This is a genomic window from Psychrobium sp. nBUS_13, from assembly GCF_051201665.1.
Lineage (GTDB): Bacteria > Pseudomonadota > Gammaproteobacteria > Enterobacterales > Psychrobiaceae > Psychrobium.
Genome location: NZ_CP179210.1, coordinates 3,829,412 through 3,842,451, shown reverse-complemented (window position 1 = coordinate 3,842,451; position 13,040 = coordinate 3,829,412). Strand labels below are relative to the sequence as shown.

Sequence of the window (13,040 nt, the reverse complement as noted above, 5' to 3'; positions counted from 1 at the left end):
TTAAATTTGTCAAATCAGCGGTTTGAATGCTTGTTTCAAGCTTAAGTCAATGGCATAGTTGCAGGGTTTTATTTCTCTTATTTTTAAGTTGGGCGCATTCGATGTTTAAAAAGCTACGTGGGTTGTTTTCAAATGATCTTTCTATAGATCTTGGTACTGCCAATACTCTTATTTACGTACGTGACCAAGGGATTGTTTTAGACGAGCCGTCAGTGGTTGCCATTCAAGATGATCGTGGCTCAGGTACTCGCCGTGTTGCTGCTGTTGGTGCTGATGCAAAACGCATGTTAGGCCGTACTCCAGGTAACATTAAAGCTATTCGTCCAATGAAAGACGGCGTTATTGCTGATTTCCATGTGACAGAGAAAATGCTGCAATATTTTATTAAGCAAGTTCACAATAACAACGTGCTACGCCCTAGCCCACGTGTTTTAGTATGTGTTCCTTGTGGTTCAACACAAGTTGAACGTCGTGCAATCAAAGAGTCAGCTGAAGGTGCAGGCGCGCGTGATGTTCATTTAATTGATGAGCCAATGGCAGCAGCTATTGGCGCTGGCTTGCCAGTATCTGAAGCGATGGGTTCAATGGTTATCGATATTGGTGGCGGTACTACTGAAGTGGCTATCATTTCATTGAACGGTGTTGTTTATTCAAGTTCTGTGCGCATTGGTGGCGACAAGTTTGATGACGCTATCATCAACTATGTACGTCGCAACTTTGGTAGTTTGATTGGTGAAGCGACAGCAGAGCGTATTAAACACGAAATTGGTAGCGCGTATCCAGGTGATGAATTACGTGAAATCGAAGTGCGTGGCCGTAACTTGGCAGAAGGTGTTCCACGTAGCTTTAGCTTAAACAGCAATGAAATTCTTGAAGCGTTGCAAGAGCCTCTTTCAGGTATTGTTAGTGCCGTAATGACAGCACTTGAACAATCTCCACCAGAGCTAGCGTCTGATATTTCGGAGCGCGGTATGGTATTAACCGGTGGTGGTGCCTTATTACGCGACTTAGATCGTTTAATTATGGAAGAAACTGGCATCCCTGTTGTTGTTGCTGATGATCCGTTAACTTGTGTCGCTCGTGGTGGCGGTAAAGCTCTTGAAATGATTGATATGCATGGCGGTGATATTTTTACCTATGAGTAAAAACATCACTACTGAGCAAGTCGAGCAGGACTATGATTCATGAAAACTATTTTCACTCGTCGTTTTCCTGCTAGCGTTAAAATTATAGCCATTGTTGTATTGTCACTTTTGTTGGTATTAAGCAGTGATTCTCTTGCGCCAGCCCGTCAGTATTTATCTACTTTTTTTAGTCCACTTCAAGTTATCGCTAGTGCGCCCCTAGAAGCCCTTGATAATGTTTCTGAAACCGTTAAATCTCGTGAAACATTGATGGCTGAAAATCAAAAGCTTCGCCAGTTAGAGTTATCGATTAGCGATCGTTTATTGAAACTTGAGCATCTTGAACAAGAAAATTCACGATTACGTGCGATGCTGGGCTCTCCTGTTGTAACAACTCAACGTAAATTAATTGCGCGAATTCAATCGGTTGATACAGACCCATTCAGATTGCAGGTTGTGTTAAATAAAGGCATTAAAGACGATGTATTTATTGGCCAGCCAGTTGTCGATGAGCACGGTGTAGTAGGGCAAGTGGTCGAAGTTAATGAGTTTTCTAGTCGCGTATTGCTTATTGCAGACAATAGCCACGCTATTCCACTTCGAAATCAGCGTAACGATGTTCGATTGATTGGCTTGGGGCGTGGCGACGTACACCAGATGGAATTACAGTATGTAACCAAAAATACTGATGTAAAAATTGGCGATATGTTGGTTACGTCTGGGCTTGGTGATCGTTTTCCAGAAGGATATCCTGTAGCGTCGGTGACCGGTATTGAAAATCGTGGCAACGAAATTTATTCAACTATTCGTATTCGTCCCATCGCTCAGCTTGATCGCATTCGCTATGTATTATTGTTATGGCCTGAATTAGCAAGTGCTAGCGAAAGAAAGCTTGACACGCCGAGCCAATAATATGCGCCGTGGCTCATTTTTCACCATTCTTATTATTTGGCTTTCAATTATTTGTGCTGCTTTTTTGCAGATATTGCCACTGCAACCAACAGTCGATGAGTATTTCAGACCGCAATGGATGCTATTGACTGCAATGTATTGGGCACTGGCACTGCCAAATCGTTTTGGTATCGGCAGCGCTTGGATTGCAGGATTAATATTAGATGTATTGTGGGGCACAACGCTAGGCTTTAATGGGGTTATGTTTGGGTTATGTGCTGCTTTTATGGTGGAGAATAATCATAAGTTGCGCACTTATTCGGTATGGCATCAGTCGCTTATCTTGTTAGGGTTAGTACTTGTCTATCAAATGTTGTTTGGTACGTTATCGTCGTGGTTGAACGATGCACTAGTGACCAATAGTTACTATGCATCGAGCTTTATTACATTGTTAGCATGGCCGTGGATTTTCTTTACGTTGCGTAAAGTTCGCCGTCGCTTATTCCTTTCTTAGTCACTTATTCTGCGAAATTATTATGTCTGAAAGTATCTATCTTGCTTCACAGTCGCCACGTCGACGTGAATTACTTGACCAAATTGGTATTCAATTTGAGTTGTTGAGCGCCGATATTGATGAGACACCTCTCGACAACGAGGCTGCTGGCGACTATGTTAAGCGTTTGGCTATTGAAAAAGCCACCGCGGGACAATTAACCGCAATGGCGAACAAGCCAGTGCTAGGTGCTGATACTATCGTTGTTTTGGATAACCAGTTACTCGGAAAACCACGCAATAAAGAGCACGCTATTAGTATGTTATTGGCGTTAGCGGGGCGTCAGCATCAAGTAATGACAGCGGTCGCTTTGGTGCAAAGAGACGTGATTGTTAGTGACGTTGTCACAACAACGGTAACCTTTCGCTCAATTAGTGAGCAAGAGGCACTGAACTATTGGGATAGCGAAGAGCCTAAAGACAAGGCTGGTGGTTATGGCATTCAAGGTTTGGGGGCACAATTTGTCGAAAAAATTGACGGATGTTACTTTGCTGTTGTCGGTTTGCCATTGATGAAGACACAACAGTTGTTATCTAAGTTATCATTATTGGTTAAATAAGCCCTTTTAGTACAACGGATTAAGCGAGTGCATATGCAACAAGAACAAGAACAGAAAAGTATTGCTGCTGAGCTGTTAATTAATGTGACACCCAGTGAAACACGCGTGGCATTAGTTGAAGATGGTACGTTGCAAGAAGTACACATTGAGCGCTTAGCGAAAAAAGGAATTGTCGGCAATATTTATAAAGGAAAAATCAGCCGTGTTTTACCGGGAATGCAAGCGGCTTTTGTTGATATTGGATTAGACAAAGCGGCATTTTTACATGCTTCTGATATTGTTGTACGCCGAGAAGGTGATGACGACAAAAATACCAAGGTACCAGATATTACAGAGTTGGCTAAACAAGGCCAATTCATGACAGTTCAGGTCATAAAGGATCCTATTAGCACTAAAGGTGCGCGTTTAACGACAGATATTACACTACCGTCCCGTTACTTGGTGTTTATGCCGGGAGCTAAGCATGTTGGCGTATCACAGCGTATTGAGAATGAAGCCGATCGCAATCGATTGAAATCCGTTGTTGGAAAATATACTCATGAACATGGCAGCTATATTATTCGCACCGCTGCTGAAGGTATGGGTGTTCATGAATTAGAACAAGACGCGGCATTTTTGAAGCGCCTCTGGGCTAAAATTATCGACCGCCGTCAACGGGCGAAATCGAGTGCATTACTTTATGAAGATCTAAGCTTATCGTTACGATTGTTGCGTGATTTTGTTGGTACTGATTTAGAGCGCATTCGTGTTGATTCTAAATTAACCTTTGAAATGCTTGGTGAATTCACCAGTGAGTTTGTTCCAGAGCTTAATGACAAGCTTGAATATTATTCCGGCGAACGTCCTATTTTTGAATGCTACCAAGTCGAAAATGAAATTAAACGGGCATTAGAACGTAAAGTAGAGCTTAAATCTGGCGGTTATTTAATTATCGATCAAACCGAAGCAATGACGACCGTTGATATTAATACGGGAGCTTTTGTCGGTCATCGCAATTTAGAAGATACTATCTTTTCAACAAACCTTGAAGCGACGAAAGCTATTGCGCGTCAATTGCGACTCCGTAATCTTGGTGGCATCATTATTATCGACTTTATCGATATGGAACAAGATGAGCACCGCAGACGTGTTTTAAGTGCACTAGAAAGTGCCTTAGCAAAAGATCGCGTGCGCACTAACGTTAGTAAATTTTCATCCCTTGGTTTGGTTGAAATGACTCGTAAACGTACTCGAGAAAGTTTAGAGCATGTGTTGTGTAAAGAATGTCCAAGCTGTAAAGGTCGCGGTTCTCTTAAAACAACAGAAAGCATTTGTTATGAAATTTTCCGTGAAGTAATACGTGTTGACCGTGCTCATGCTGCAGATCGCTTTGTGGTTTATGCATCTGAGCCTGTTTGCGATGCATTACTCAATCAAGAAACCCATTACTTAGCCGATCTTGAGCTATTTCTTGGTAAAGAAGTCAAAATTGAGATTGAACCTCGCTACGCACATGAACGTTATGATGTGGTAATGATGTAATGAAATGGTTGCCTACCTTATGCAAAAACTGCATTGCCAAATTATGGATGGTAGGCATCGTTGTACTCATCTTAATTGCGTTGACCGTTAGTGCAATTCGCGGGGCGTTACCTTATTTAAATGAATATCAAACCCAGTTAACACAAGAGTTACATGAGCGTTATGATATTCATTTGGCCATGAAATCTGTTAAGGGATATTGGCACAATGGCGGCCCTTTACTGATTGTTGAAGATCTGAGCTTTGAAAATAGCGATAACTTAGGGTTCAGTGTTAGTGCAAGCAAAGCTAAATTACATATTGATTTGGTTGAGTCTGCACTGGCGTTGTCTCCCCGTTTTAAACTCATTGAGATAGATAAGCCTCATATTTATCTCGATGATCTCACTAAACTTAACAGTAAAAAACAACCACCACCAACTGACCAAGAAGTTAGCCCCTTATTACACCTAACTAAGTCTGCTATCGTGAAGCAGGCATCTGTCAGTTTCGCTCCGCGGTATGGTGAGCTACCAGATGTTAATATTGCAAGAGTTGCATGGCATGACGCTATTGAGCAACGTCAGTTACAAGTATTGTTAACTGCTGATGAAAAACCACAACAGCCTCTAAAGTTAATTATCGACTTATATGGCGAAACCAAGAAAACCTTACGTGGTCAGGCATACATAAAAGCGCAAAATTGGCGCTGGCTAGAAAACCTAAAACCAATGCTTCCTCAGCTTTCCAATTCGGCGAGTGGCCAAGCAAGTTTCGAACTTTGGGCTGATTTCTCCGCAGGGCATCTTGATTCGATGATCCTCCAAATGGGAGAAAACCACCTGACTTGGCAAGGGGCAAATGAAGAACAGCGTTTGTCATTCGCCCCTGAATTAGTGCAGTGGCTGCCATATCAACAAGGGTGGATTTTTGAGGCCAAGGCGATTGCTCCTTCACTAAATACTAATCAGCTATCAGCTATTGATTTATCAGTGAGTCAAACAAGCGACAAATTATCCCTTAATATTGATGCATTGAATATTGGTGAACTAGCGCCTTTAGCTGGATTGGTATCGGCAGTCGATAAGGATTCATTACGATTAATTGATGCGTTAAAGCTTCGTGGTGAGCTACGCAAACTATCTCTTAAACTCAGTGGTGAAGATGTTCAATATAGCGCAGATTTAACGGGCTTATCGTTAGTTAATGTTGGTGGCATTCCCAGTTTAAAACCGTTATCAGCATTGATTAAAGGCGATAGTCACTCCGGTGTTATGACGCTTAACGCTCAGCAACAGGTCTTGGATTTTGGTCAGTATTTCAAAGCACCTATCGCACTAGATGAATTAAACCTTGAATTAGCATGGCGAACAGACGCTGATGGCTTTGCACTCTTTAGTCCAATGACGCAGTGGAAAAATAAGGATTTAAACGGCGCCATTGCGTGGCAGCTGCAATTTAATGATAACCAAGCGCCGACGCTTTCGCTGTTAGGAGACGCACAGCTCAAAAATGCAAAACACGCGCAATATTATTTACCTCATGTCGTACTGAGTGATGGGTTAGTTGATTATTTGTCTGGTGCTATCAAAGCAGGACATAGTGATAATGTGCAATTGCTGTGGCAAGGAAATGTAGAGCATTTCCCATATGTAGAGCATCAAGGTACCTTTGAAATTAGCGCAATGGTTGATGGTGCTAGCGTTGATTTTGATTCTGAATGGGACCCTGTCACAAACGCTAAAGTACATTTATTGTTTAAAAACGAAGCCATGCTTATCACGGGGTACGAGGGCGATTTAAACAACCTATCTTTTGAGGCGTTGACCGTTGCTATACCTGACTTAATGGCTGAAACAGCCACGTTAGAAATTAGAGCTGAGGTTAATCAACCACAACATAAAATCAATACCTTTGTTGCTGATTCTCCCATCAATGACAGCCTAGGTCCCGTTTTACGTCAATTAGATGCGCAAGGCACTATTAAAACAAACCTTGCTATTGATTTGCCGCTTGATGGTTCGCTACCAAATGTCTCGGGTGTTGTGACACTAGATAATAATGATCTATCCATCACTGCAATTGATATGGATTTAGGTCAGTTGAGTGGTGAGATTGCCTTTAACGGTGGTGATATTTCAGCGAAGGGATTACGAGGCATGTTATACGAACAGCCTGTAACTTTAGCGCTAGAAAGCAAACCATTTGGTGATTCTTATGGAATTGAAGTTGATTTAAAAGCCAAATGGCACACCAATAAAATGCCTGCAATCTGGCAGCAATATTTGAATACCTATATCGACGGTAGCTTAGATTGGGAAGGAAAATTAACGTTAAAGATCAGTGAAGATGATGTTTATTATCAGTCTTTTGTAAAATCACCGATGACGGGTTTAGAGCTTAAGTTACCAAAACCTTTAGATAAATATGTCGATCAGCAAGAAGATTTATTGGTAACCAGTAGCGGAAATGTCAAAGGCGGATTATTTAATTTGGCATTGGGGTCACGTGCCGAAGTCTTTGCTCGAATAGATTCAAGTGATTCAACCATTAAAGTACCAGCGATTACCTTACTTGTTGGTCGTAAGTTTCAAGCGCAAGATGAAATTGCTGATAACGGCATGACAATTAATATCGATTTGGACTCTTTAGCATTCGATGAGTGGCAAAGCTTTATCGACAATATTGAGCGTGGGCAGAGTAAAGATCAGTTCTTCCCACCGCTTAAACGCATCAATGCTCGCGTTAAAAAGCTTTCTGTACTTGGACATGATTTTGAGACGGTTTCTTTAGGCGGTGTAAAGCTTGAAGATCATTGGCAAGTTAATGTTGAAAGTGAGCAAGCGCAAGGTCAGCTTAAATTATTCGACCAGTGGTTCGACAAAGGGATTGTGGCTAACTTCGAGCTGTTAACGTTGAATAAGCCGAGTGAGAATGAAAGTAATAACACTGCAACACGAGAATCGCTTCGTGAATTACCACCCGTTAGTTTTCTTTGTCAGCAATGCCTTATTTCTGGATTTGATTTAGGCAATATTAGTTTTAAATCTAAGCCTCATTTACAAGGTATTGCCATTAATGATGTTAAGATCCATGCTAATGAATCCGATGTTAAAGCTAATGCTATTTGGGGTTTTGATAGCGATGGTGAATATTTTTCGGTAATTGGTGATTTGAAGAGTGACAATATCGAATCAACATTAGCAATATTTGATTACAGCACCAGTATTAAAGAAAGCACGGTGGATATTACTGTTGATTTGATGTGGCGTTCAGGGCTCGGCGATTTAGCGCTGCCGACATTAAACGGTGATATTAAGTGGAAACTAGGCGAAGGCCACATTGCTGAAGTAAGTGATCAAGGGGCGCGGATCTTTTCGCTGTTTAGTCTCGATTCGCTGCGTCGAAAACTGGTATTAGATTTTAGAGATGTATTCCAAAAAGGCATTTTCTTTAATGATTTTAGCGGTAACTTTAATATTTCAGAAGGCGTCGCAGTTACTCGTGATGCGCACATGGATGGTGTTGCTGGTGGCGTTGATGTCGTTGGCTCTGTTAATTTGACTAGCCATGAGCTAGATTATTATATTAGTTTCTCTCCCGCGCTATTCTCTAACTTACCAGTGATTGCTGGCGTAATAGCGAGTGAGCCACAGATGTTTGTGTTAACGTTTGCGTTGACCAAGGTACTTGAGCCGATTGTTGATGTTATTTCGCAGGTTAACTTTAAGCTTTCAGGGACGGTTGATGAACCTGATTTTGTTGAAATAGACAGAAAACAGAAAAAGTATAAAGTGCCTCCACATATTCTAGAAAAAGCCGACCCAACGACGGCGCCAGAGCAACCTACTCAAGGAGCTAAGATTGCCGATGAGCAACCCAAAACTGATCTCAGTACAACTAGTCTCTAGTCCTAATATTGACGAAAACCTTAAAGCAGTTGAAAAGCAATTAACTGAAATTCGTCGGCAATTTCCTAGCGATGAATTATTGGTTGTATTACCTGAATGCTGTTTGATGTTTGCCACTAAAGATCACGAAGTGCGTGAATTTTCTGAGCAAACTAAACAGGGGCCAATGCAAGATGCCTTAAGTGAACTAAGCCAGCGATTTAATCTTTATTTAGTCGCAGGTACTATCGCAGTAAAAGCCGACGATGGTCGTCATTTTGCAGCGAGCATATTGTTTAATCCTCAAGGCGAACAACTGGGTCAATACAATAAAGTTCACCTATTTGATGTCGATGTCGCTGATGGCTATGGCAGCTATCGCGAATCTGAAAACACCCACCCTGGCCAACACATCAGCGTAATAAAGACACCAATCGGTAACATTGGGATGGCGGTGTGTTATGATTTGCGCTTTGGCGCGTTATTCCAGACGATGCGTGAAATGGGCGCCGATATTTTCGTATTGCCTAGTGCGTTTACTAAGGTGACAGGTCAAGCGCATTGGGAGTTATTATCTCGTGCAAGAGCCGTCGAAAATCAATGTTATATGATTGCGTCTAATCAAGGCGGCGAACATAAAAATGGTCGTGTCACTTGGGGACAATCAATGGTTGTTGATCCTTGGGGTGTTGTTGAGTCTGAAATTGCTAGCGGCGAAGGTTTTGCCGTTGGCGAATTTGATCGTGACAAACTGCAAGCACTGCGTGCAAAAATGCCGATGGCAAGCCAGCAGCGTTTTCAATCTACATTATTAAAAAATTAATCTGGCGTATTGCCAATACAATGAGAAATCTATGAGCTTTAAAACAGTCAGCGAGTCGTTATTAACCCCAGCTGGGTTAACAGTTGATAACCTACATCATCACCTTAACAATCTTGCAAAACATCGCGTAGATTTCGCTGATTTGTATTTTCAAGCATCGCATCATGAGTCTTGGGTGTTAGAAGACGGCATCATCAAAGAAGGTAGCTTCAACATCGAACGTGGTGTTGGTGTTCGTGCGATCAGCGGCGAAAAAACAGGTTTCGCCTACGCTGACGAAATTAACGATCAATCAATCAACCAAAGTGTAGTTGCAGCACGTGGTATTGCCCAAGCGGGCGAGAATCTGACTGTCAATGCATGGAAAAAATCACCGAAAGTTGAAACTTATCAATCGCTTAATCCATTAATGTTAATGAGTGAAACCGAAAAGCTTGATATTTTACGTGCCTTAGATACTCATGCTCGCGCACAAGATCCTCGCGTGACGCAAGTGGTTGCCAGTATCTCAGGTGTTTATGAAGAAGTATTAGTTGCCGCCACTGACGGCACATTAGCCACTGATATTCGTCCGTTAGTGCGTTTAAACTGTAGCGTCATTGTGGATGATAACGGAAAACGTGAGCGTGGCTCAGCAGGTGGTGGCGGTCGCAGCGATTACCGTTATTTCCTACAAAAGCACAATGGCGAAGTTATCTATGAGAGCTATGCCAAAGAAGCAGTACGCCAAGCATTAGTTAATTTAAGTGCTATCGACGCGCCAGCAGGCTTAATGCCTGTGGTCTTAGGTAATGGCTGGCCAGCAGTATTATTACATGAAGCCGTTGGTCATGGTTTAGAAGGTGACTTCAATCGTAAAGGCTCTTCAGCATTTAGCGGAAAAATCGGTGAAAAAGTTGCATCAGAGTTATGTACCATTATTGACGATGGCACCATTAGCGACCGTCGTGGCTCATTAAATATCGATGATGAAGGTACACCTGCTAAACGCAATGTCCTTATTGAAGATGGTATTTTGAAAGGCTATATGTTCGATAAACATAACGCTCACTTAATGGATACACAAAGCACAGGTAATGGTCGTCGTGAATCATATGCGTCACTACCTATGCCACGTATGACTAACACCTTTATGTTATCTGGCGAGAGCACTCCGCAAGACATCATTGCGAGTGTAGAAGAGGGTATTTACGCACCTAATTTTGGCGGCGGCCAAGTGGACATCACTTCTGGCAAGTTTGTATTCTCAGCCTCTGAAGCTTATCTCATTAAAAATGGCGAAATTTGTGACGCGATCAAAGGTGCTACCTTGATTGGCAGTGGCTCTGAAGCAATGCAGCAAATTTCAATGGTAGGTAATGACATGTCATTAGATACTGGCGTAGGCGTTTGTGGCAAAGATGGCCAAAGCGTCCCGGTAGGTGTTGGTCAACCAACCCTTAAGCTTGATGAGTTAACGGTTGGCGGCACGCAGTAACATTTTAATTGAATGATCTAAGTAGAAATAAAAATTGACGTTTTAATAGGGTCTGTTGAAATAATTGTAAAATTATCAGCGCGGCCTATTCCCGTCTTTTATCGCCTTAAATTGAAAATGAGCTTGAGTGGGTTAATTGAAGATTCTCTAAGGCTTCCGAGTCAAATCTTGCAAAATTTTTAATGTTTTGGATATTGTTTAGCATAGTTAATATAAATTTCTAATTTCTAATTTCTAATTTCTAATTTCTAATTTCTAATTTCTAATTTTTCATTTTTTGGCCATAGATATTAGTGATCTGATCCAGCCAGAATGGACACTTTGTTAAGCGACATTTATCTCTTTACCACCACACATGGACGTTAGATATTGTGCTCGTTTATTTGAGCGCTTCGGATTGGCTTATGCTCCAGTAATTGAAAACGAAGAAGTGCTAGGCCTCGTCGGTTATCGTGAACTTGTATTAGGCGACTAGCACTTTCTTCATATTGTAAGCTAGGTCTGCGCCTTTTGTTCGGCGTGGGCTTGTTTTACAATTTGTGATGCTGAGTTGAGAAATAGCACTGCTAAAAACGCCGCTACGCCTAAATCAATGTACGCCGAACTTGTAAACCACACCCCTGAGGCTGCGATAACAATAACGACATTACCAATAGCATCATTGCGGCTGCATAGCCACACTGAACGCACATTGGCGTCGCCGTCTTTATATTTTCGCAATAACCAAACACTGAATAAATTGGCGAAGAGCGCAGCAATTGCGACGGCTCCCATGGTTAAGGCGTTGGGTTCGTTAAGTACAAATAATCGATAAATGGTGCCGCCAAACACTAACAACGCCATGAAAACTAAGCTATAACCTTTGAAAAGCGCTGCATTACTGCGTACAGATATCGATTTTCCGATAACCCAAAGGCTTAATCCATACGTCAAACTATCTCCTAAAAAGTCTAGTGCGTCGGCTTGTAAAGCTTGAGACTGCCCACCAATACCTGCAAACATTTCCACCAAAAACATTCCTGCATTGATAGCGATTACCCACCATAAAATGCGGCGATAGTCGTTACTTAACCCTTCAAAATTACTGTTGTGATCACAGCAGCCAGACATAGAAACCTCATAGATTAATTGTGCTAATAGGTGTATCTTAAAACCTCTAGTAACTAGAGGTTCAAGGGCTTTATGAAAAAAATTGAGAATGTATTTAGTATTGGGCAGCTTGCTAAGTTGACGAATATAAAGATCCCGACTATTCGCTATTATGAAGAAATTGAAATTATGCCACTAGCGTATCGCAGCTTAGGCAATCAGCGCCGTTACAATGAAAAGCACCTACAGCGTTTACAATTTATCGGTCATTCGAGAGCGCTTGGTTTTAGTTTAGAAGAAATTAAGCAGTTAATTCATTTACAAGAATGCAGTAATCATTCGTCGCATGAAGCCCACGATATTGCACAGAAACACTTGATAGATGTACAACAAAAAATAAGCCAGCTACAGGGGCTGGCTCAAGAATTATCGAATATTGTGGCGAGTTGTCATTGTGATCATGAATATCAGTGCCGAGTGTTAGAAGCACTTAACTAAAATGAAAATGAAACCGTGATCCCGCTATATACATCATCTAGTGCTTTCCAGTCTTCGCTGTCTATTTGGCGGTAACGAACTTGCCCGTTTACCTGTACTTGACCTAATTTTATTCCACCACCGATTCCAACATAAGCATCTAAAGAATCGCTTGCGAAACGATGGTCGTGATCATAGTAGTCGTCGTGGTCATGATAATGATCGTGATAATCATCCCCATCGAAAAAATCATGGTCGTGGTAGCGATCTTCATCGAGATGACCACGACCAAATAATTCACCTAAATCGACACCTGCTTCAGCATAAATTGAAATATCAGAAAAATAGCCTATGCGTCCGCCTAATTCCCACGCAAGGTAATCTTCAACATTAAGTTTAGTCGTGACAATGTCTGCACGCCCTAAAGACATTAAGATTGCACCACCAAATCCTGAATTTTGTTGCTTGAAATTGAATGCAACACCAGCGCTAGAAATCTTGCTATCGCCATTAAGTTCGTGAGTGACAAATACTGACGGGCCATTGCCAGAATCTTGAGCAAATACAGTGCTAGTAAGCAATAAAGTACCAGTACAAACGATAGAAAGGAGTTTCTTCATGATTACATTCCTTGAGAGCGAGAAAATACTATAGATT

General features: G+C 41.7%; 12 protein-coding genes. 10 read left to right on the top strand and 2 right to left on the bottom strand.

Translation table 11 applies throughout. From position 1 onward, the window contains the following. The first annotated feature begins 101 nt into the window (after positions 1–101). The 9 genes from ACMAZF_RS17795 (at position 102) to ACMAZF_RS17755 (ending at position 11,292) form a co-directional block, all read left to right on the top strand. The gene (locus ACMAZF_RS17795) at positions 102–1,145 is read left to right on the top strand and encodes a rod shape-determining protein (protein ID WP_435275062.1); all 1,044 of its coding nucleotides are present in this window, start codon (positions 102–104) and stop codon (positions 1,143–1,145) included. Positions 1,146–1,184: 39 nt separating this feature from the next. Then, on the top strand, positions 1,185–2,036 hold the full coding sequence (mreC, locus tag ACMAZF_RS17790; protein WP_435275061.1) for a rod shape-determining protein MreC: 852 nt from the start codon (positions 1,185–1,187) through the stop codon (positions 2,034–2,036). A 1-nt stretch (position 2,037) separates the two neighbouring features. Next, positions 2,038–2,529: a rod shape-determining protein MreD gene (gene mreD / locus ACMAZF_RS17785; protein ID WP_435275060.1), complete on the top strand. Its 492-nt coding sequence runs from the start codon at positions 2,038–2,040 to the stop codon at positions 2,527–2,529. A gap of 22 nt (positions 2,530–2,551) precedes the next feature. Then, positions 2,552–3,127 (top strand): Maf family protein, encoded by a 576-nt coding sequence (locus ACMAZF_RS17780; RefSeq protein ID WP_435275059.1) that lies wholly within the window; start codon positions 2,552–2,554, stop codon positions 3,125–3,127. A gap of 60 nt (positions 3,128–3,187) precedes the next feature. After that, entirely contained in the window at positions 3,188–4,648 is a 1,461-nt protein-coding gene (gene rng / locus ACMAZF_RS17775) for a ribonuclease G (RefSeq protein WP_435277278.1), read from the top strand. Continuing rightward, entirely contained in the window at positions 4,648–8,538 is a 3,891-nt protein-coding gene (locus ACMAZF_RS17770) for a YhdP family protein (protein WP_435275058.1), read from the top strand. Before rng ends, ACMAZF_RS17770 begins: the two co-directional genes overlap by 1 nt. Further along, positions 8,498–9,340, top strand: a complete 843-nt coding sequence (locus tag ACMAZF_RS17765; protein WP_435275057.1) for a carbon-nitrogen hydrolase family protein — start codon at positions 8,498–8,500, stop codon at positions 9,338–9,340. The genes ACMAZF_RS17770 and ACMAZF_RS17765 overlap by 41 nt, the downstream gene beginning before the upstream one ends. 31 nt (positions 9,341–9,371) lie before the next feature. Then, positions 9,372–10,817 (top strand): metalloprotease TldD, encoded by a 1,446-nt coding sequence (gene tldD / locus ACMAZF_RS17760; RefSeq protein WP_435275056.1) that lies wholly within the window; start codon positions 9,372–9,374, stop codon positions 10,815–10,817. A 337-nt stretch (positions 10,818–11,154) separates the two neighbouring features. Beyond that, positions 11,155–11,292: a CBS domain-containing protein gene (locus ACMAZF_RS17755; RefSeq protein ID WP_435277277.1), complete on the top strand. Its 138-nt coding sequence runs from the start codon at positions 11,155–11,157 to the stop codon at positions 11,290–11,292. A 20-nt stretch (positions 11,293–11,312) separates the two neighbouring features. On the opposite strand, the gene ACMAZF_RS17750 is transcribed toward ACMAZF_RS17755, so the two are convergent. Further along, the gene (locus ACMAZF_RS17750) at positions 11,313–11,927 is read right to left on the bottom strand and encodes a cation transporter (RefSeq protein ID WP_435275055.1); all 615 of its coding nucleotides are present in this window, start codon (positions 11,925–11,927) and stop codon (positions 11,313–11,315) included. Between the two features lie 72 nt (positions 11,928–11,999). Here ACMAZF_RS17750 and ACMAZF_RS17745 point away from each other — a divergent pair, with 72 nt between their 5' ends. Beyond that, on the top strand, positions 12,000–12,404 hold the full coding sequence (locus ACMAZF_RS17745; RefSeq protein WP_435275054.1) for a MerR family transcriptional regulator: 405 nt from the start codon (positions 12,000–12,002) through the stop codon (positions 12,402–12,404). Here the strand turns inward: ACMAZF_RS17745 and ACMAZF_RS17740 are convergent. After that, positions 12,401–13,003 carry a hypothetical protein gene (locus ACMAZF_RS17740; RefSeq protein ID WP_435275053.1) on the bottom strand — a complete coding sequence of 201 codons (603 nt, stop codon included), beginning with the start codon at positions 13,001–13,003 and terminating at the stop codon, positions 12,401–12,403. The genes ACMAZF_RS17745 and ACMAZF_RS17740 overlap by 4 nt on opposite strands. Positions 13,004–13,040: the final 37 nt, after the last annotated feature.